The sequence below is a fragment of the Prosthecomicrobium sp. N25 genome, assembly GCF_037203705.1.
Lineage (GTDB): Bacteria > Pseudomonadota > Alphaproteobacteria > Rhizobiales > Ancalomicrobiaceae > Prosthecodimorpha.
Genome location: NZ_JBBCAT010000001.1, coordinates 2,645,660 through 2,664,217 on the forward strand (window position 1 = coordinate 2,645,660; position 18,558 = coordinate 2,664,217).

At 71.0% G+C, this 18,558-nt stretch carries 18 protein-coding genes and 1 tRNA gene; 11 read left to right on the forward strand and 8 right to left on the reverse strand.

Annotated elements, in window-relative coordinates:
• Nucleotides 1–43: 43 nt before the first annotated feature.
• From WBG79_RS12070 to WBG79_RS12105, 8 genes are all read right to left on the reverse strand, one after another.
• Nucleotides 44–1,543, reverse strand: a complete 1,500-nt coding sequence (locus tag WBG79_RS12070; protein ID WP_337357350.1) for an ABC transporter substrate-binding protein — start codon at nucleotides 1,541–1,543, stop codon at nucleotides 44–46.
• Nucleotides 1,544–1,576: 33 nt separating this feature from the next.
• Nucleotides 1,577–2,665 (reverse strand): ABC transporter ATP-binding protein, encoded by a 1,089-nt coding sequence (locus WBG79_RS12075; protein WP_337357351.1) that lies wholly within the window; start codon nucleotides 2,663–2,665, stop codon nucleotides 1,577–1,579.
• Nucleotides 2,662–3,603, reverse strand: a complete 942-nt coding sequence (locus WBG79_RS12080) for an ABC transporter ATP-binding protein (RefSeq protein ID WP_337357934.1) — start codon at nucleotides 3,601–3,603, stop codon at nucleotides 2,662–2,664. Before WBG79_RS12080 ends, WBG79_RS12075 begins: the two co-directional genes overlap by 4 nt.
• Nucleotides 3,604–3,721: 118 nt before the next feature.
• The gene (locus WBG79_RS12085; RefSeq protein WP_337357935.1) at nucleotides 3,722–4,489 is read right to left on the reverse strand and encodes a FadR/GntR family transcriptional regulator; all 768 of its coding nucleotides are present in this window, start codon (nucleotides 4,487–4,489) and stop codon (nucleotides 3,722–3,724) included.
• Between the two features lie 215 nt (nucleotides 4,490–4,704).
• On the reverse strand, nucleotides 4,705–5,418 hold the full coding sequence (locus WBG79_RS12090) for a DUF1003 domain-containing protein (RefSeq protein ID WP_337357352.1): 714 nt from the start codon (nucleotides 5,416–5,418) through the stop codon (nucleotides 4,705–4,707).
• A gap of 43 nt (nucleotides 5,419–5,461) precedes the next feature.
• Entirely contained in the window at nucleotides 5,462–7,570 is a 2,109-nt protein-coding gene (recG, locus tag WBG79_RS12095) for an ATP-dependent DNA helicase RecG (protein ID WP_337357353.1), read from the reverse strand.
• Between the two features lie 72 nt (nucleotides 7,571–7,642).
• Nucleotides 7,643–8,170, reverse strand: a complete 528-nt coding sequence (locus tag WBG79_RS12100; RefSeq protein ID WP_337357354.1) for a Tad domain-containing protein — start codon at nucleotides 8,168–8,170, stop codon at nucleotides 7,643–7,645.
• Between the two features lie 226 nt (nucleotides 8,171–8,396).
• Nucleotides 8,397–8,472, reverse strand: a tRNA-Asn gene (locus tag WBG79_RS12105).
• Nucleotides 8,473–8,667: 195 nt separating this feature from the next.
• On the opposite strand from WBG79_RS12105, the gene cobU reads away from it, so the two are divergent.
• The 11 genes from cobU (at nucleotide 8,668) to WBG79_RS12160 (ending at nucleotide 18,434) form a co-directional block, all read left to right on the forward strand.
• Nucleotides 8,668–9,222 (forward strand): bifunctional adenosylcobinamide kinase/adenosylcobinamide-phosphate guanylyltransferase, encoded by a 555-nt coding sequence (gene cobU / locus WBG79_RS12110; protein ID WP_337357355.1) that lies wholly within the window; start codon nucleotides 8,668–8,670, stop codon nucleotides 9,220–9,222.
• 90 nt (nucleotides 9,223–9,312) lie between these two features.
• Nucleotides 9,313–10,356, forward strand: coding sequence for an N-acetyl-gamma-glutamyl-phosphate reductase (gene argC, locus WBG79_RS12115; RefSeq protein WP_337357356.1), 1,044 nt, complete (start codon nucleotides 9,313–9,315; stop codon nucleotides 10,354–10,356).
• A 1,012-nt stretch (nucleotides 10,357–11,368) separates the two neighbouring features.
• Nucleotides 11,369–11,707, forward strand: coding sequence for an FtsB family cell division protein (locus WBG79_RS12120; RefSeq protein WP_337357357.1), 339 nt, complete (start codon nucleotides 11,369–11,371; stop codon nucleotides 11,705–11,707).
• A gap of 166 nt (nucleotides 11,708–11,873) precedes the next feature.
• A complete protein-coding gene (gene pdhA, locus WBG79_RS12125; RefSeq protein WP_337357358.1) occupies nucleotides 11,874–12,878 on the forward strand; it encodes a pyruvate dehydrogenase (acetyl-transferring) E1 component subunit alpha in 1,005 nt (334 codons plus the stop codon).
• 16 nt (nucleotides 12,879–12,894) lie between these two features.
• Nucleotides 12,895–14,319: a pyruvate dehydrogenase complex E1 component subunit beta gene (locus WBG79_RS12130; RefSeq protein ID WP_337357359.1), complete on the forward strand. Its 1,425-nt coding sequence runs from the start codon at nucleotides 12,895–12,897 to the stop codon at nucleotides 14,317–14,319.
• Nucleotides 14,320–14,421: 102 nt separating this feature from the next.
• Nucleotides 14,422–15,792: a pyruvate dehydrogenase complex dihydrolipoamide acetyltransferase gene (locus WBG79_RS12135; RefSeq protein WP_337357360.1), complete on the forward strand. Its 1,371-nt coding sequence runs from the start codon at nucleotides 14,422–14,424 to the stop codon at nucleotides 15,790–15,792.
• A 26-nt stretch (nucleotides 15,793–15,818) separates the two neighbouring features.
• On the forward strand, nucleotides 15,819–16,019 hold the full coding sequence (locus WBG79_RS12140) for a hypothetical protein (protein ID WP_337357361.1): 201 nt from the start codon (nucleotides 15,819–15,821) through the stop codon (nucleotides 16,017–16,019).
• A 46-nt stretch (nucleotides 16,020–16,065) separates the two neighbouring features.
• Nucleotides 16,066–17,502, forward strand: a complete 1,437-nt coding sequence (gene lpdA, locus WBG79_RS12145) for a dihydrolipoyl dehydrogenase (RefSeq protein WP_337357362.1) — start codon at nucleotides 16,066–16,068, stop codon at nucleotides 17,500–17,502.
• A 19-nt stretch (nucleotides 17,503–17,521) separates the two neighbouring features.
• The gene (locus tag WBG79_RS12150) at nucleotides 17,522–17,680 is read left to right on the forward strand and encodes a hypothetical protein (RefSeq protein ID WP_337357363.1); all 159 of its coding nucleotides are present in this window, start codon (nucleotides 17,522–17,524) and stop codon (nucleotides 17,678–17,680) included.
• A gap of 13 nt (nucleotides 17,681–17,693) precedes the next feature.
• Nucleotides 17,694–17,942, forward strand: a complete 249-nt coding sequence (locus tag WBG79_RS12155; protein WP_337357364.1) for a GlsB/YeaQ/YmgE family stress response membrane protein — start codon at nucleotides 17,694–17,696, stop codon at nucleotides 17,940–17,942.
• Nucleotides 17,943–17,987: 45 nt separating this feature from the next.
• Nucleotides 17,988–18,434 carry a hypothetical protein gene (locus WBG79_RS12160; RefSeq protein ID WP_337357365.1) on the forward strand — a complete coding sequence of 149 codons (447 nt, stop codon included), beginning with the start codon at nucleotides 17,988–17,990 and terminating at the stop codon, nucleotides 18,432–18,434.
• Nucleotides 18,435–18,558 lie beyond the last annotated feature (124 nt).

An 18,558-nucleotide genomic window follows, 5' to 3' on the forward strand; every position in this document is an offset into this window, starting at 1 on the left:
CCGCCCCCGCCGGCCGCGGGGGCCGGCGGGAGCGCGGGCGGGATCAGTTGGCGAACTTCACCCCGGCGAGCCGGATCATCCCGTCCGCCGACGGCTTGAATCCGGTCACCTTCTTGGCGGTCACGAAGGGCCAGGGCTGGTAGTAGACGTAGATGATCGGCAGCTCGTCCTGCAGGATCTTCTGCGCCGCCTCGTAGAGGCCCTTGCGCTTGGCGAGGTCGGTCGTCGTCCGCGCCTCGTTGAGGAGCCGGTCGACCTCCTCGTTGCAGTATTTCGGATCGTTCAGCCCGCCCTTGCAGGTGACGAACTGGTGGATGTTGCCGTCCGGGTCGACGCGGCCGGACCAGCCGATCAGGTTGGCGTCGAAGTTGCCGACCTGCGCCTCCTTCTGCGAGGCGGCGAATTCGGTCGGCCTGAGCGAGATCTCGAAGCCGGCCTCCGGCGCCATCGCCTGGATCAGCTCGGCGATCTGCTGGGTCGTGGTGGTGTTGCCGAACATCAGCTCGAGCTTCACCGGCGGCTTCAGGCCGGCCTCCTTGAGCAGCGCCAGGGCCTTCGCCGGATCGCGCTTGGTCGGCGGGAAGGCCGGCGACCGGAACGGGCTCGCCTCCGGGAAGGGTTGCTGCGCCGGCGGGAAGATTCCCTCGCCGACCACATCGTTGATGACGTCGCGCTCGATCGCGTATTGCAGCGCCTGCCGCACCCGCTTGTCCTTGAGCGGCCCGTTCTGCCCGCGCGGGCTGTTCGCCACGTTGAGCGTGATGCCCTGGTAGCCGAGGCCGCTGACCGGCGCGAAGGTGAGCTTGCCGTCGGCCTTGACCGACTTCACGTCCGAGGGCGCCAGCCGCTCCAGGATGTCGAGATCGCCGGCCCGCAGGTTGGCGAGGCGGACGGTGGTGTCGGGAATCGGCAGGAACGTCACGCGCTGAAACGCATAGGCGCCGGCGTTCCAGTAGTCCGCGAACTTCTCCAGCACGATCCGGTCGTTCTGCACGCGTTCGACGAAGCGATAGGGCCCGGCGCAGACGGGCTTCTGCCCGAATTCACCGGCCATCGCCTTGGGCGACAGCACCATGCCGGCCCGGTCCGAGAGCTGCGCCAGGAGCGTCGCATCCGGCTTGCCGACCTTCACCGCCACGGTGAGGTCGTCGACCACGTCGACCGAGGTGACCGAGGCGAGCTCGCTCTTCCTCAGGCTGTCCGGCAGGGTCCGGGCCCGGTCGAGCGAGGCCTTCACGGCCGCCGCGTTCATAGGCTCGCCGTCGTGGAATTTGACCCCGGCCCTGAGCTTGAAGGTCAGCACGGTGTTGTCCGCGTTCCACGACCAGCTCTCCGCCAGCTGCGGCACGAACTCCAGCTTTTCGTTGATGTCGACGAGCTTGTCGCAGAGGGAGGTGAAGACGATGCGGCCCACGAAGGTGCGCGCCCGGTGCGGGTCGAGCACGTCCGGGTCCTCCTGCAGGCCGATGCGGAGGTTCTGAGCCAGGGCCGGCGACGCCAGGAGCGTCAGCGACAGGGCGGTGATGCCGAGAAGGGTCTTCATGGGCGTCTTCTCCTCTTGTTTCGGGTCATGACGTCACGAGGGATTGCGGACGGGCGCGGCGGCACGGCCGCGGCGGTAGAGGGCGAGGCGACGGGCGAAGGCGGGGCTCGGGGTGGGCGCGACCAGCGGGCTCGCCCCGGCCCCGGCGATCTCGCGCCAGAAATGGCAGGCCACCTGCCGCCCGCCCTCGGTCGTCTCCAGCGTGGGCCGGTCGGTCCGGCAGAGGTCGCGGGCATGCGGGCAGCGCGTGTGGAAGCGGCAGCCGGGCGGCGGCGCGGCCGGGCTCGGGACGTCCCCCTGGAGAAGCTCGCGCGGCCCCCGCGCGCCGGGCCTCGGCACCGGGATCGCGGCCATCAGGGCCTGCGTGTAGGGGTGCCGCGGCGCGTCGAAGAGGTCGTCGGTCGCCGCGCACTCGACGATCTCGCCGAGATACATGACCGCGACCCGGTCCGACATGTGCCGGATGACGGCGAGGTCGTGGGCGACCACCACCAGGGTGAGGCCGAAGCTCTCCTTCAGCTCCTCCAGCAGGTTGATGATCTGCGCCTGGATCGACACGTCGAGCGCGGAGACCGGCTCGTCGCCGATGACGAGCTTCGGCGTGCCGGCGAGCGCGCGGGCGATGCCGATCCGCTGCCGCTGCCCGCCGGAGAACTCGTGCGGGTAGCGGTCCGCGTGGCCGGGCAGGAGGCCCACGGTCCTCAGGAGCTCCGCCACCCGCGCCTCCCGCTCCCGGGCCGGCACGCCGTCGAGCCAGAGCGGCTCGCCGACGATCCCGCCGACCGTCATGCGCGGGTTCAGCGCCGCGTAAGGGTCCTGGAAGACGAACTGCAACTCGCGCCGGAGGCGCCGCATCTCTTCGCTGGGCACGGCGGCGAGATCGCGGCCCCGATAGATCACCGCCCCCTCGGTCGGGTCGAGCAGCCGGACGAGCAGGCGCCCGAGGGTCGACTTGCCGCAGCCGGATTCGCCCACGATCGCGAAGGTCTCGCCCTCCCGGATCGCCAGGTCGACCCCATCGACCGCGCGGATCAGGGGCGAGCGGGCCAGGAACGTCCGTCCCCCGCCGAAATGCTTGCGGAGCCCCCGGGTCTCGAGCAGCGGCGCGCCAGGCGTCGTCATGCGGCCTCTCCGAGGGTCGTTTCGAGCGGTGCGAACCAGCAGCGCGCCTCGTGGCCCGCGCCGAAGCGGACGACCGGGGGCGGCTCGGCGGCGCAACGCGCGTCCGCAAAGGGGCAGCGGCCAGCGAAGCGGCAGCCCGCCGGCAGCAGGGCCGGCGGCGGCACCGTGCCCGGAATGGTCGCCAGCTTGGCGGTGCGGCGGCCGAGCGACGGCACCGACCCCATCAGGCCGATCGTGTAGGGATGCTGCGGATCGTCGAACACGGCCGTGACCGGCCCGCGCTCCACGATCAGCCCGCCATACATCACCGCGACCTCGTCGGCGACCTCCGCCACGACCCCGAGATCGTGGGTGATGAGCACGAGCGCCGTGCCGCTCTCCTCCTGCAGCCGCTTGATGAGGGCGAGGATCTGCGCCTGGATGGTCACGTCGAGCGCGGTCGTGGGCTCGTCGGCGACGAGGAGCTTCGGATCGTTCGCGAGCGCCATCGCGATCATCACGCGCTGCCGCATGCCGCCGGAGAGCTGGTGCGGGTAGGCGTCGAGGCGCTTCTCGGGGGCGGGGATGCGCACCCGGCGCAGGAGCTCAAGCGCCCGCGCCCGAGCCGCCTCGCGGGTCCCGCCGCGGTGCCGCAGCACGCCCTCGCCGATCTGGTCGCCGATCGTGAAGGCCGGGTTCAGCGAGGTCATCGGCTCCTGAAAGATCATCGCCACCCGGTCGCCGCGCAGGTCCGCCCGCTCCCGCTCGGAGAGCGCCAGCACGTCCTGCCCGGCGAAGCGGATCGTCCCGCCCGTGACCTCCGCCGCCGGCGGCAGGAGCCCGAGCAGCGACAGCGCGGTCAGGGACTTGCCGCAGCCGGATTCGCCGACGAGGCACAGCGTCCGCCCCGGCGCGACCGAGAAGGAGACGTCCTCGATCAGGTTCATGCCCCGGCTCATGCCGGCGAGCCGGATCGCCAGGCCGGAGACCTCCAGCACCGGCCCGTCCACGTCCAGGGCCGCGGCCTCCGCCCGTCCCGGGCTGACCACAGCGTTCGGCAGCGTCGTGCCGGCCGGCTCAGCCATCGGCGTCACCTTCGGCGAAGGGCCCGGCCGCGGGAGCCAGGGGAACCCGTCCGCCCATCGCGGCGGCCAGCCGGCGGGCGACCGTCTCCAGGTGCTCGCGCATGGCCGCCTCGGCGCCGGCCGCGTCCCGGGCCGCGATCCGGTCGATGATGCGGTCGTGCTGGACATGCAGCAGCGCCTGCCCGGCGCCCGCCCGGGCGCGCTCGCGCAAGGACTGAAAGGTCGCGTCCTGGCGCACCTTGTCGATCAGTTCGAAAAGTCCGACGAAGAGCCGGTTGCCCGCGGCCTCCGCGATCCGGTGGTGCAGCGCGCCGTCCCAGAGCTCGCGCGCCTCCGCGTCCGGCGCGGCCGCGATGCGGCGGGCGACCCGGCGCATCATCTCGATGTCCTCGGCGGTGGCGCGCAGGGCCGCGAGCCGCGCCAGCGTCGGCTCCACCTCGAGCCGCACCTCCATCATTTCCGCCGGGCTCGTCCGGCTCGACAGCCCGTCGAGCCCGTCGGCGGAGGGCGGGCGGCTGCCGAGGAACGTGCCCTTGCCCTGGACGCGCCAGATCTGACCCTCGGCCTCGAGCACCTCAAGTGCCCGGCGCAGCGCCCCGCGCCCGACCGCGAGCTCGGCCGCGAGCTGCCGCTCCGGCGGCAGCTGCCGCTCCCCCGAGCGGGCGGCGTCCTCCAGCCGGACCCGCAGCCGCTCCAGCGCCGTCACGGCGTTCGGCGACCCCTCAGGGTCCGGTCCGGGCAGCTCGGCGTCCATGATCACTGCCGACAATGGTTCGCTCTCCCGAGCCTCCTGCGTCCGGCCAGGAGTGCTCCTGGCCGCGCAGAAGACCTGAACCGGCAGCGGGGTCGCTCCCGGGCTTGGCCTCGTCGTGACGGGACCATCCTAGAAGCCGGTCGAACCAATCGGCAAGTGGTTCCTGTGTGGCCGCGCGCCTCAAATGCGGGCACACCTGTGCCTCCGAGCCCGGCCTCGAGTCACCGGCGGCCGCGCGTCTCCTGGATCATCTCGATCTGCAACTCCTGGATCTCCGCCAGCCGCTGCCACTGCCGGGACAGGAGGTGGTCCATCTTCTCGTGCAGGTGCCGGATTTCCAGCTCGGCCTTGAGGTTCACCCGGTAGTCGTTCTCCGAGCGGATGCGGTCCTTTGCCTCCTGGCGCTTCTGGCTCATCATGATGATCGGTGCCTGGATGGCGGCCAGGCACGAGAGCACGAGGTTCAACAGGATGAACGGGAAGGGGTCGAAGGCGCCCTGGCCCCAGAGCGCGTTGACCCCGACCCAGGCCACGAGCACCACCCCGAAGGCGATGATGAAGGTCCAGCTGCCTCCGAAGGAGGAGAGATTGTCGGAGACGCGTTCGCCGAAGCTCCGCCGCGCCTCGTAGGCCCGCTCCGTGTCCGCGACGACGGTTTCCTGGTTGGCGAGGCTTTCCGCCACCTGCCGTCCGAGCTCCGTCAGCTCGCCCCGTTCCGCCGTGATGATGTCGCGGAAATAGAGGTTGCGGTAGCGGGCGACCTCCGCCCGGGAGATCAGCGCGTCGGTCGGCAGGTCCGGATGGTCCCGCCGGATCCGCTCGGCGAGGCCCGGCCAGATCGTGTCGATGTCGACCAGGTCCCGCCGGGAGTACTCCGCGCCGGTCAGGGCGCAGCGGGCGGTCGGGACGGCATGTTTCGCCGGGGTCTCGGACATGGCGGTCTCGTCTCCATGGGATGAAGGCCGGCGTCCCCGGCGGTTACCCTGCCCGGAGCAGCCGCACGCCCTCGTCCCGCTCGAAGAGGTAGAGCAGGGTGCGCAGGGCCCGGCCGCGCGGGCCGGACAGGTCCGGGTCGCGGGCGAGGATCAGGCGGGCGTCGTCGCGGGCCGCCGCCATCAGGTCGGAGTGGAGGTCGAGGCGGGCCAGGCGGAAGCCGGGCAAACCGGACTGGCGCGCCCCCAGGATCTCGCCGCCGCCGCGCAGGCGCAGGTCCTCCTCGGCGATCCGGAACCCGTCCTCCGTCTCGCGCATGATGGCGAGCCGCGCCTTGGCGGTTTCCCCGAGCGGCCCCTTGTAGAGCAGGAGGCACGTCGAGGCGTCGCGGCCGCGGCCCACCCGCCCGCGCAACTGGTGGAGCTGCGACAGCCCGAAGCGTTCGGCATGCTCGATCACCATGATGGTCGCGTCCGGCACGTCGACGCCGACCTCGATGACCGTCGTGGCGACGAGAACCCGAAGGTCGCCGCCCTGGAAGCGGCGCATCACCTCGTCCTTCTCGGCCCCCTTGAGGCGGCCGTGCACCAGGCCCACCACGGGCCCGAGCGCATGACCGAGGTCGCCCGCCCGCTCCGCGGCGGCCGCCAGGTCGACCGTCTCGGATTCCTCCACCAGCGGGCAGACCCAGTAGACCTTTGCCCCGTCCGCGATGGCGCCGGCGAGCCGCTCCACCACCTCGCCGATGCGTTCCACCGGCACCGCCCGCGTCTCGACCGGCTTGCGGCCCGCGGGCTTCTCGGTGAGGCGGGAAATGTCCACGTCGCCGAAGTAGGACATCATCAGCGTGCGCGGGATCGGCGTTGCGGTCATGACCAGGAGATCGGTCCCCGGCCCCTTGGCGGCCAGGGCGAGGCGCTGGTGGACGCCGAAGCGATGCTGCTCGTCGACCACCGCCAGCGCCAGGTCGCGGAAGACGACGGGGCCCTGCACCAGCGCGTGCGTGCCGACGACGATCGAGATCGACCCGTCCGCCAGCCCGGCCATCGCCGCCTCGCGGTCGCGGGCCTTCTCCCGGCCGGTCAGGATGGCGATGCCGAGCCCTGCCGCCCGGGCGAGGGGCTCCAGGGTGCGGAAGTGCTGGCGGGCCAGGATCTCGGTCGGCGCCATGAACGCGGTCTGCCCCCCGGCTTCCGCCGCCCGCGCCGCCGCCAGCAGGCCGACCACCGTCTTGCCGGCCCCGACGTCGCCCTGCAGGAGCCGGATCATGCACTCGGGCCGGGCCATGTCGGCCTCGATTTCGGCGACCGCGGCAGCCTGGGATCCGGTGAGGCTGTAGGGGAGGGCGGCCAGGATCCGCGCCTTCAGCCGCCCGTCGCCCGGGCGTGGCGGCTTCGGCCGGCGCTTCAGGTCACGGCGCACGAGCGCGAGCGCGAGCTGGGAGGCGAGAAGCTCGTCATAGGCGAGACGCGTCATGGCCTTGGCGGTCGCCGGATGGTCGAGCGGCCCGGCGGGCGCGTGAACGGAGCGCAGAGCCTCCGCGAAGGCGGGCAGCCCCTGCGCCTGCAGCCAGTCCGGGTCCTGCCACTCCGGCAGCGCGGGCAGGCGCTCCAGCGCCCCCGCCACGGCCCGCGCGACGAGCCGCGGCGTCAGCCCCTCGGTCAGCGGGTAGACGGGCTCGACCGCCGGGATCGTGTCGCGCGCCTCCGGCGCCACCGCGTAGTCCGGATGCGGCATCTGCGGGGCGCCGTTGAACCACTCGACCCGCCCGGAGACGACGCGCCTTTCGCCTTCGGGCAGCAGCTTCTGCAGCCAGTCGCCCTTGGCATGGAAGTAGACGAGCGCGATCTCGCCGGTGTCGTCCTGGGCCATCACCCTGTAGGGCGCGCGACTCCCCGGCGGCGGCGGGCGGTGCCGGTCGATCCTGACCTCGAGGGTCACGACGGCGCCCTCGGCCGCGCGCGCGATGCCCGGCGCATTCCGGCGATCGACCACGCCGGTCGGCAGGTGGAACAGCAGATCGAGGATGCGCGCCGTCCCGCCGGTCTCGCCCCCGGGGGCGACGAGGCGGTCGAACAGGCGCTGGGTCTTCGGTCCCACCCCGGCGAGCCCGGCGAGGGAGGCGAAGAGCGGGGTGAGGATGTCCGGGCGCATGCAAAGGGGCTGGTGCGAGTCTCGGGGGAGACTCGCACGGCCGGGATCAGAAGGCGAGACCCGCGGGGCGGGTCAGCGCGGCATCGCCATGGCGACCGCCACCGAGGTGTCGCTCGCGGCCGCGACCTCGTGGAAAGCCGGGCCGATCAGGGCCGTGATGGTCGTATCGACGCGGACCGAGGCCTTGCAGCGCAGCCGCTTCGACTTGCGGTCCACCGCCACCTCGAGGCTCGCGAGATCCTGGTCGGGCACGAGCCGCCGCTCGATCATCGCCTGGATCGTCTTGCGCACCTCGTCGTCGGACTTCATGTCGATGTCCTTGACGGCCGAAAGCGAGGCGGCGTCGAGGGCCTCCTGCAGATCCGCGCGGGCCAGCGCCCGGTTGGAATAGTCGACCGCGGTGCCCACGAAAGCGAACACGGCAAGCGCGAAGACGGCGAGAGTAACGCGCGGATAGCGTTCGGTGGCGGACCGTAGCGGGCGCCATGCCGAGACGATTCGCCGTCGGAATCCGACGATGCCTCTGTTTCTCATTACGATCCCCCCGCTGCCGCACTCGATTGTTTTGCTGAGGCGTGCAGCGCAGGGAAACTGTGCCATCCCGGGGCTCCCGCCGTCAACTCACGGGCGGAAAACATCGATTCCGCACTGCGGCAGGGCCCGGCGCCCTCCGGTGGCGCTCCGATCGTGGCGGCGTGCCGGGCCGGCGCTTCAGCGGCAACGGGGCCCGCGCGGGCCGGCCTTCCCGTCGGTTCGAGCTTCGCGGAGCATCGCCCCGCGGTCATGAAAAAGGGGCCGGACACCGGGTCCGACCCCTCTTCGAAACTGGCTCCGCGAGCAGGACTCGAACCTGCGACCATTCGATTAACAGTCGAACGCTCTACCAACTGAGCTATCGCGGATCACGCCTGGGCGGCGCGGCGGCGGTGGCTATAGCAGCGTCGTCCGGCCTTGCCAAGCCCGGCCGCCGACAATGTGGAAAATGGTGAGGCGGCCTCCGCGGTTCCAGTCCCGGCGACCGAAGAGCGCGCGGATCGGTGTTTCTCCGGGGCCGGATCCGGTCTAATCGGGAGGCTGGACGGGAGCGGGGAAGCGCGATGGCGGCGGACGGTAAGGCGGAAGTGCCGGCGGTGGATTTCGTGCTCGGCGGCGCGCGGTCCGGCAAGACGCGCCTCGCCGAGACGCGGGCTCGCGAGAGCGGGCGCGACCTCCACATGATCGCCACCGCGACCGCCGGCGACGCCGAGATGGCCGAGCGCATCGCCCGCCACCGCGCCGACCGGGGCGACCGCTGGACGACCCACGAGGAGCCGCTCCGCCTCGCCGACGCGCTCGGCCGCGCGGCAGCGCCGGACCGCATCGTGGTGGTCGACTGCCTCACCCTTTGGCTGACGAACCTGATGTTCGACCCCGCCGCCCCGGACCCCGGCGCGGCCGCCGCCGAACTGGCCGAGGCGCTCGCCGGGCTCGCCGGGCCGGTGATCCTGGTATCCAACGAGGTCGGGCTCGGCATCGTGCCGGAGAACGCCCTCGCCCGCCGCTTCCGGGACCTGCAGGGCCGCCTCAACCAGACGGTCGCCGCCGTCGCCGACCGGGTCACCTTCGTGGCGGCCGGCCTGCCGCTCGTGCTGAAGGACCGCACAGGGTCCTGATCACGGCCGTTTGTGCGGGCGCGAAGGATTGGGTCTTTATTCGGCGGCGCAAATCCGCCATATCACCCGCTCCCGCGAGAGGGTCACGCCATGACGGACAAGATCGACGTCGCCATTCTGGGTGCTTCCGGCTACACGGGCGCAGAGCTCGTGCGCATGCTGCTGGTGCATCCGCGCGTCCGAATCGCGGCGCTGACGGCCGACCGCAAGGCGGGCTCGACCATGGCCGAGGCGTTCCCCCAGTTCTACGGGATCGACCTCCCGCGCCTCGTCGCGATCCCCGAGCTCGACTGGGACGGTATCGACCTCGTCTTCTGCGCGCTCCCGCACGCCACCACCCAGGAGGTGTTGAAGGCCGTGCCGAAGCGGGTGAGGATCGTCGACCTGTCGGCCGACTTCCGCCTCTCCGACCCGGCCGCCTACGCCTACTGGTACGGGCACGAGCACAAGGCGCTCGAACTCCAGGCCGAGGCGGTCTACGGCATCACCGAGCTCGCCCGCGCCGAGGTCGCCCGGGCGCGCCTCGTCGCGAACCCGGGCTGCTACACCACCTGCGGCCAGCTCCCCGTCATTCCGCTCCTGGAGGCGAAGGCGATCGATCCGGACGAGATCGTCATCGACGCCAAGTCCGGCGTCAGCGGCGCCGGCCGGTCCGCCAAGGAGGCCAACCTCTTCACCGAGGTCTCCGAGGGCTTCCACGCCTACGGGGTCGGCCATCACCGGCACATGGCGGAGCTGGAGCAGGGCTTCTCCAAGGCCGCCGGCCGGCCGGTCGTCGCCTCCTTCACCCCGCACCTCGTGCCGATGAACCGGGGCATCCTGTCGACCATCTACGTGCGCCTCGTGAGCGGCCGCAGCGCCGAGGACCTGCACCGCATCCTCGCCGAACGCTACGCCGGCGAGCACTTCGTCAAGGTCCTGCCCTTCGGCGCCGCGCCGCAGACGCGCCACGTGCGCGGCTCGAACTTCGTCCAGATCGGCGTCGCCAAGGACCGCCGCCAGGGTCGCGCCATCATCATGTGCGTGCTCGACAACCTCGTGAAGGGCGCCTCCGGCCACGCCATCCAGAACATGAACGTCATGATGGGCTGGCCCGAGACCCTGGCTCTGGAGCAGGTCGGCCTCTTCCCCTGAGCCGATCCCGGAAAAACGCCGGAGCGGGACAATGGGCCGCGGACCTGCCGCTGCCCGCGCCGGGGCCGGGCGTTCCCTGCCGTCGTTCGCGGTGGAGCGGTCCTTTGCGGCGGGGGCCTCGGGGACCCTGTTGCGCCGATCCTCCCATCCCACGGAAAAAACGCGCATCGCCTTGCGGCAGCCCTGCGTGGCGGGACGATTGACTCTCGCCCCGCGACTTGCAGACTGGCGTCCGAAGTTCCGTTGGGAGGGCTTTATGAAATTTGCTCGTTTGAGTGTGGCGATGCTGCTGGCCGTCGGGTTGGCCGCTTGCGAGGGGCCGCAAGGCGCGACCGGTCCGACCGGCGCGAAGGGCGATCCCGGTCCGAAGGGTGACGTCGGCCCCGCCGGCCCGCCCGGGCCTGCCGGACCGCCCGGTCCGGCGGGCGCCCAGGGTTCGGCCGGCCCGGCCGGCCGCAATGGCGAAGCCGGTCCGGTCGGCGCGGCAGGGCCCGCCGGTCCTCCGGGACCCGCCGGCCCGAAGGGTGCCGACGGCGCTGCCGGACCCCGCGGTCCTGCGGGCCCCGCAGGCCCCCAGGGACCTGCCGGTCCTCCGGGCCCTCCCGGACCCGCCGGTCCCGCGGGCCCGGCCGGCGTCGCGGCCTCGTCCGGCAACACGGTGCTCGGCGGCATCACGCTGCGCAAGGTCACGGGTGGCTCGAGCGCCACGTGCGGAACCGGCGAGATGATGATCAGCGCCCTCTGCACCGGCACCATGTCGGGTCCCATCGTCAACAGCGACGACGGGGCCACCTGCAACGGCGACGGTGCCCGGACGGTCCTCGTCTGCGCCAAGTGAGCGGGACGGGAAGTCCCCGAACGACCCGAAGCCGCGCCCCGGGCGCGGCTTCTTCTTTTTGTGACGCCTGCCGCCGGGACCCGAAAGGTGGCGTTAACCCTGTGCTGCTGCAATGCGGGACGTCCGGGCCAACCGGGCGCTGTTCAGTCCCGCGTAGCACGGCGTATCCTCGGCATGTCCACGCGTCAGCACAAGAAATCGATCCTCCGTCCCCTGATCCTGCCCCTCATCGCCCTTGGCTTCTCGGGCTATTTCGCCTGGCACGGCTGGCACGGGTCGTTCGGCATCGAGGCCCGCCGGGCCCTAGACCGGGAGGAGGCCAAGCTGAACGCCACCATGGCGGAGGTGCAGGCCGAGAAGGCCGAGATCGAGCGGCGGGTTTCGCTGCTGCGGGCGCAGAGCCTGGAGAGCGACATGCTCGACGAGCGCGCCCGCGATATCCTGGGATACGTGAAGCCCGGGGAGGTCGTGGTCTACAAAGCGGGGCTCGTCGCGGCCATTAACAAGAAATAAGTTGAGCAAGCCGAAGTAACTGGATTTCTGTTAATCAAAACTTTTGTGCGGCGCATCAAAGGCTTGCATCGATGCAAGCCATCGCCGCCGATGGCTTGATCCGCCCCCAGCGTGGGCTATGTTCGTGCAGCGAAAAGTCGCACGACGCCGACGCCGGAGGAAACGCATGGCCAGAGCCGCTGCCAAGACGAAGCCCGACGCCGGACCGGCGCCCTTCACGGTCGAGGAGGAACTCTCCGCCTACCGCCTGATGCTCCTCATCCGCCGCTTTGAGGAGAAGGCCGGCCAGATGTACGGCATGGGCCTGATCGGCGGCTTCTGCCACCTCTACATCGGCCAGGAGGCCGTGGTGGTCGGTATGCAGATGGCCCAGATCGAGGGCGACCAGGTCATCACCGGCTATCGCGACCACGGCCACATGCTCGCATGCGGCATGGAATCGAAGGGCGTCATGGCCGAACTCACGGGCCGCCGCGGAGGCTACTCCAAGGGCAAGGGCGGCTCGATGCACATGTTCTCCGTCGAGAAGCACTTCTACGGCGGCCACGGCATCGTCGGCGCCCAGGTCTCGCTCGGCACCGGCCTCGCCTTCGCCAACCGCTACCGCAAGAACGGCAACGTCGCGGTGGTCTACTTCGGCGACGGCGCCGCCAACCAGGGCCAGGTCTACGAGAGCTTCAACATGGCCTCGCTCTGGCACCTTCCGGTCGTCTACGTCATCGAGAACAACAAGTACGCCATGGGCACGTCGGTCAGCCGCGCCTCCGCGCAGGTCGACTTCTCCAAGCGTGGTGTCTCCTTCGACATCCCCGGCGAGCAGGTCGACGGCATGGACGTCCGCGCCGTGCGCGAGGCGGCCACCCGCGCCCTCGACCACGCCCGGTCGGGCAAGGGCCCCTACATCCTCGAGATGCTGACCTACCGCTACCGCGGCCACTCCATGTCCGACCCGGCCAAGTACCGGTCGAAGGAGGAGGTCCAGAAGATGCGCACCGAGCAGGACCCGATCGAAAAGGTCCGGAGCCGCCTGCTCGCGGGCGGCCAGATCACCGAGGCCGACCTGAAGAAGCTCGACGCCGAGGTCCGCGACATCGTCCAGGAGGCGGCGGAGTTCGCCCAGACTGACCCCGAGCCCGACGTGTCGGAGCTCTGGACCGACATCGTGAAGTGAGGGGGAGACGGCAGAGATGGCGACCGAGATCCTGATGCCCGCGCTTTCCCCCACCATGGAGGAAGGCAAGCTCGCCAAGTGGCTGAAGGCCGTGGGCGACACCATCAAGGCCGGCGACGTGATCGCCGAGATCGAGACCGACAAGGCGACCATGGAGGTCGAGGCCGTCGACGAGGGCACGCTCGCCAGGATCCTGGTCGAGGCCGGGACCGAGGGCGTCAAGGTGAACACGCCCATTGCCGTGATCGCGGCGGAGGGCGAGGACGCCTCCGCGGTGAGCGCCTCGCCCGCCGCGGCGCCCGCAGCCTCGGCCGCGCCGAAGCCCGGCGAGACGGCGACCCTCGCCGGAGAGCCCGCCAAGCACGACGCCGCCGCGGAAGCGGCCTCCCAGGGCCGCGTCCCGGCCCAGCCGAAAGCGCCGGAGGAGACGCCGGAGGAGGACGAGTATCCGGCCGGCACCGAGATGGTGAACCAGACGGTCCGCGAGGCCCTGCGCGACGCCATGGCGGAGGAGATGCGCCGCGACCCGACCGTCTTCGTGATGGGCGAGGAGGTCGCCGAGTACCAGGGCGCCTACAAGGTGACCCAGGGCCTCCTGCAGGAGTTCGGCCCCGAGCGCGTCATCGACACCCCGATCACCGAACACGGCTTCGCCGGCCTCGGCGTCGGCGCGGCGCTGACCGGGCTGCGTCCGATCGTCGAGTTCATGACCTTCAATTTCGCCATGCAGGCGATCGACCACATCATCAACTCGGCCGCCAAGACGCTCTACATGTCCGGCGGCCAGATGGGTGCCCCGATCGTGTTCCGCGGCCCGAACGGCGCCGCCGCCCGCGTCGCCGCCCAGCACAGCCAGGACTACTCGGCCTGGTACAGCAGCGTGCCCGGCCTGAAGGTCGTCCAGCCCCATTCGGCGGCCGACTTCAAGGGTCTGCTCAAGGCCGCGATCCGCGACCCCAACCCGGTGGTCTTCCTGGAGAACGAGATCCTCTACGGACAGACCATGCCGGTGCCGAAGGGCGACTTCGTCGTCCCGATCGGCAAGGCCAAGGTCGCCCGGCCCGGCCACGACTGCACGATCGTGTCCTTCGGCATCGGCATGACCTACGCCATGAAGGCCGCGGAAGAGCTGACCAAGAAGCACATCTACTGCGAGGTGATCGACCTCAGGACCTTGCGCCCGCTCGACATGGCGACGGTGATCCGCTCGGTCCAGAAGACCGGCCGCTGCGTGACCGTCGAGGAGGGCTGGCCGCAGTGCTCGATCGGCTCCGAGATCGCCGCGCGGCTGGTCGCCGAGGCCTTCGACTACCTGGACGCCCCGGTCCTCAAGGTCACCGGCAAGGACGTCCCCATGCCCTACGCGGCGAACCTCGAGAAGCTCGCCCTGCCGAGCGTCCAGGAGGTCATCGACGCGGTCCGGGCGGTCACTTACCGCTGATCCCCCGGCCGCGGGGACCGACCCGTCCCCCGCGGCCTCTTCGTAGGCACCCGGCCCGCTCCGGGCGCCCGTGACAAGATCCGACGTTCGAGGGGGAATTCGATGCCCACCAATATCCTCATGCCGGCCCTGTCGCCCACGATGGAGAAGGGCAACCTGGCCAAGTGGCTGAAGAAGGAAGGCGACAGCGTCAAGGCCGGCGACGTGCTCGCCGAGATCGAGACCGACAAGGCGACTATGGAAGTCGAGGCGGTCGACGAGGGCACGCTCGCCAGGATCCTTGTCGCGGAAGGGACGGCGGACGTCGCCGTCAACACGCCGATCGCAGTGCTCGCCGGCGAGGGCGAGGACGTCGCCGCGGCCGCCGGCGGGGCAGGGGCCGCGCCCGCGCCCCAGCCCGCCGCCGCCCCGAAGGCCGAGGCCGCCCCGGCACCGCGCCCCTCCGAGCGCACCAGCGAGGCCACGTCCCCGGCCCCGGCCGGCGCCCCCGCCGCCCAGCCGGCCGCCGCCTCCGGCGCCAACCGCATCTTCTCCTCGCCGCTCGCCCGCCGCATCGCTCGCGAGGCCGGCATCGACATCGCCAAGGTGGAGGGCACCGGCCCGCGCGGTCGCGTGATCCAGCGCGACGTCGAGGCCGCCGTGAAGGCCGGAACCGCCAAGGCCGGCGCGCCCGCCGCGGCCCCCGCCGCCGCCCCGACCGCGGCACCGGCCCCGAAGGCGGCACCCGCGCCCGCGACGTCGGACGAGGCCATCCTGAAGCTCTTCGAGCCCGGCTCCTACGATCTCGTCCCGCATGACGGCATGCGCAAGACGATCGCCCGGCGCCTCGGCGAGAGCAACCTTCAGGTTCCGACCTTCTACCTGACCGTCGACTGCGACATCGGCGCCCTGATGAAGCTCCGCGAGGAGATCAACGCGGCGGCCCCCGCGAAGGACGGCAAGCCCGCCTACAAGATCTCGGTCAACGACTTCGTCATCAAGGCCCTGGCCCTGGCGCTCCAGCGTATCCCGGACTGCAACGTGTCCTGGACCGAGGGCGCCATGGTGAAACACCGCCATTCCGATGTCGGCATCGCGGTCGCCCTGCCGGGCGGCCTCATCACCCCGATCGTGCGCAAGGCGGAGACGAAGTCGCTCTCCGCCATCGCCAACGAGGCCAAGGACTACGCGGCCCGCGCCCGCGCCCGCAAGCTGAAGCCCGAGGAGTACCAGGGCGGCACCACGGCCGTCTCCAACCTCGGCATGTACGGCATGAAGCACTTCACCGCGATCATCAACCCGCCGCACGCCACCATCCTGGCGGTTGGCGCGGGCGAGCCGCGGGCGGTCGTGCGCGGCGGGGAGATCAAGGTAGTCCAGCAGATGACCTGCACGCTCTCCTGCGACCACCGCGCCATCGACGGTGCCCTCGGCGCCGAGCTGCTCGCCGCCTTCCGCGACCTGATCGAGAAGCCGATGAGCATGCTTGTCTGAGGCAGGCGGTGCGGGAGGCGGCGGCAATGGGCGACATGACGGACCTCATGATGCCGGCCCTCGCCGAGATCAAGGCCCTCCTGCTCGACCAGCGGGAGCAGACCGGGCAGCTCAAGGGAAACATTCAGGTCGCCTTCGGGCAGCTGGGCCTCGACACGGCCGACATCGAAATGATCCGCGGCGAGCTCAAGGCGATGGACGCCCGCGTCCGGCGTCTCGAACCATAGCCGCTTCGCCGCCCCGGGCGGCCGAGAGCGAGGAGAGGCGAAGCCTATGTCTGACTACGACGTCATCGTCATCGGCGGCGGGCCGGGCGGCTACGTGGCCGCGATCCGTTCGGCGCAGCTGGGCTTCCGGACCGCCGTGGTCGAGGCGAAGCACCTCGGCGGCATCTGCCTGAACTGGGGCTGCATCCCCACCAAGGCGCTGCTCCGCTCCGCCGAGATCTACCACTACATGACCCACGCCGGGGCCTACGGGCTCTCCGCCCAGGGCGTCGGCTTCGATGCGGCGGCCATCGTCAAGCGCTCGCGCGGCGTCTCCGGCCAGCTCAACATGGGCGTCACCGGTCTCCTGAAGAAGAACAAGGTCGACATCATCTGGGGCCGCGCCAGCCTCGGCGGCGGCGGGGTGGTCAAGGTCGCCCCGGCCAACGACACCGAATACGGCAAGCCGAACCCGGCCCCGCGCGGCGCCAAGGGCGCGGGCGACTACAAGGCGAAGCACGTCGTGGTGGCGACCGGGGCGCGGCCCCGCGTGCTGCCCGGGCTGGAGCCGGACGGCAAGCTGGTCTGGACCTATTTCGAGGCGATGGTCCCCGACCGCATGCCGAAGTCGCTCCTCGTGGTCGGATCCGGCGCGATCGGCATCGAGTTCGCGAGCTTCTACCGCACCATGGGCGCCGAGGTGACGGTCGTCGAGGTCCTGCCGCAGGTCATGCCGGTCGAGGACGAGGAGATCTCCAAGCTCGCCCGCAAGCAGTTCGAGAAGCAGGGCCTCAAGATCCACACCGAGACCAAGGTGACGAAGCTCGATCGCGGCGCCGACAGCGTGACGGCGACGCTCGAGTTCAAGGACGGCCGCACCGAGACCCTGACGGTCGAGCGGGTGATCTCGGCCGTCGGCGTCGTGGGCAACGTGGAGGGGCTCGGCCTCGAGGCACTCGGGGTCAAGACCGATCGCGGCACCATCGTCACCGACGGCCTCGGCCGCACCTCGGTGCCGGGCCTCTACGCGATCGGCGACGTCGCCGGCCCGCCGATGCTCGCCCACAAGGCCGAGCACGAGGGCGTCATCTGCCTGGAGGCGATCGCCGGCAAGCACGTCCATCCGATGGACAAGGCCATGATCCCCGGCTGCACCTACTGCCACCCGCAGGTCGCCTCGGTCGGCCTGACCGAGAAGAAGGCCCGCGAGGCCGGCTACGAGGTGAAGGTCGGCCGCTTCCCCTTCATCGGCAACGGCAAGGCGATCGCGCTCGGCGAGCCCGACGGTCTCGTCAAGACGATCTTCGACAAGAAGACCGGCCGCCTCTTGGGTGCCCATATGGTCGGCGCGGAGGTGACAGAGCTGATCCAGGGTTTCGTCATCGCCATGAACCTGGAGACCACGGAGGAAGACCTGATCCACACCGTCTTCCCGCACCCGACCCTTTCGGAGATGATGCACGAGAGCGTCCTCGACTCGGAGGGGCGCGTGATCCACATGTGACGGGGCACGGGGAGGGGGAATGCGCGGCGTACATCCGGGCTGGTGGGTCCTCCTGCTTCTGCTCCTGATCGGCGTGGCCCTGGCGGCCTGGTTGATCCCGTCTTTCGCCAGCTTGCTGTACGCGCTCGCCGCCATCGCGGTCGCGATCATCATCGTCTGGAGCTGGCTGACATCCTGAGGAGGCAATCGCGATGGATGCGAAGTCGATCGTCATCTGGATCCTGATCGGCCTCGTGGCCGGCTGGCTGGCCAGTTTCCTGGTGGGCGGCGGAGGCCTCGTCCGCTATATCGTCACCGGTCTGATCGGCTCCTTCGTGGGCGGCATCCTGGTCCAGGCGCTCGGCATCCGCCTGGGTCTCGGCAACCAGCTCGCCGAGCAGATCGTCGTCTCCGCCATCGGAGCCGTCGTCGTGGTGCTGATCGCGCGCATGATCGCCTGACCGGACGCGTCCGGCGGGCGGAGAGGGTCCGTCGGAGTGAACGTCTTGTCGTCAGAAGAGAGTGCCGCGGCCCGGTCGACCCGCTTCCGCAACCGCCTCATCGTTTCGGCGTTCGCCCTCGCTGCGCTGGTCTTCATCATCGGTCCCTTCGTGGTCGTCTGGTGGGGCAGCCGGGACTTCTGCCCGGCGGAGGTGAAGGCGAAGGGCCGGTCGAGCGGGACCGACTGGGAGGTGACCCGGTCGGACTGCGGCGCCCCGGTCGGGGTCGTCTGGCAGGTCAGGATCATCCCGACCAAGGGCGTCTCCTCGCTCGCCTATGAGGCCCGGGGCGGCCCCGAGCCGGTCGGCTACGAGCAGAAGGGTTTCGCGGGCACCATCACGCTCGCGGAGCCGCCCAAGGGTGCCGCCGGTCGCACCGTCGGCATCGAACTCGACCCGCGCGGCCGCCCGGTCGCGCCGGTCAAATTCGTCGAGGGCGCGCGGGTGGAGTGAACCGCGGCCGAAATCCTGGCGAACCTCGCCGGAAGGAGGGGTCGTCCGGGGCGACGGGACACGCCATATAGACCGGCGAGACGTTCTCGGCCGGCGCCCCCGCCGGGGCCCCATCCGGAGTGCA

Excerpts from the sequence above, each read along its gene's own strand:
- WBG79_RS12070 (WP_337357350.1), bottom strand. The coding sequence starts at position 1,543 with ATGAAGACCCTTCTCGGCATCACCGCCCTGTCGCTGACGCTCCTGGCG.
- WBG79_RS12075 (WP_337357351.1), bottom strand. The coding sequence starts at position 2,665 with ATGACGACGCCTGGCGCGCCGCTGCTCGAGACCCGGGGGCTCCGCAAG.
- WBG79_RS12080 (WP_337357934.1), bottom strand. The coding sequence starts at position 3,603 with ATGAGCCGGGGCATGAACCTGATCGAGGACGTCTCCTTCTCGGTCGCG.
- WBG79_RS12090 (WP_337357352.1), bottom strand. The coding sequence starts at position 5,418 with ATGTCCGAGACCCCGGCGAAACATGCCGTCCCGACCGCCCGCTGCGCC.
- recG (WP_337357353.1), bottom strand. The coding sequence starts at position 7,570 with ATGCGCCCGGACATCCTCACCCCGCTCTTCGCCTCCCTCGCCGGGCTC.
- WBG79_RS12100 (WP_337357354.1), bottom strand. The coding sequence starts at position 8,170 with ATGGCACAGTTTCCCTGCGCTGCACGCCTCAGCAAAACAATCGAGTGC.
- cobU (WP_337357355.1), top strand. The coding sequence starts at position 8,668 with ATGGCGGCGGACGGTAAGGCGGAAGTGCCGGCGGTGGATTTCGTGCTC.
- argC (WP_337357356.1), top strand. The coding sequence starts at position 9,313 with ATGACGGACAAGATCGACGTCGCCATTCTGGGTGCTTCCGGCTACACG.
- WBG79_RS12120 (WP_337357357.1), top strand. The coding sequence starts at position 11,369 with ATGTCCACGCGTCAGCACAAGAAATCGATCCTCCGTCCCCTGATCCTG.
- pdhA (WP_337357358.1), top strand. The coding sequence starts at position 11,874 with ATGGCCAGAGCCGCTGCCAAGACGAAGCCCGACGCCGGACCGGCGCCC.
- WBG79_RS12130 (WP_337357359.1), top strand. The coding sequence starts at position 12,895 with ATGGCGACCGAGATCCTGATGCCCGCGCTTTCCCCCACCATGGAGGAA.
- WBG79_RS12135 (WP_337357360.1), top strand. The coding sequence starts at position 14,422 with ATGCCCACCAATATCCTCATGCCGGCCCTGTCGCCCACGATGGAGAAG.
- WBG79_RS12140 (WP_337357361.1), top strand. The coding sequence starts at position 15,819 with ATGGGCGACATGACGGACCTCATGATGCCGGCCCTCGCCGAGATCAAG.
- lpdA (WP_337357362.1), top strand. The coding sequence starts at position 16,066 with ATGTCTGACTACGACGTCATCGTCATCGGCGGCGGGCCGGGCGGCTAC.
- WBG79_RS12150 (WP_337357363.1), top strand. The coding sequence starts at position 17,522 with ATGCGCGGCGTACATCCGGGCTGGTGGGTCCTCCTGCTTCTGCTCCTG.
- WBG79_RS12155 (WP_337357364.1), top strand. The coding sequence starts at position 17,694 with ATGGATGCGAAGTCGATCGTCATCTGGATCCTGATCGGCCTCGTGGCC.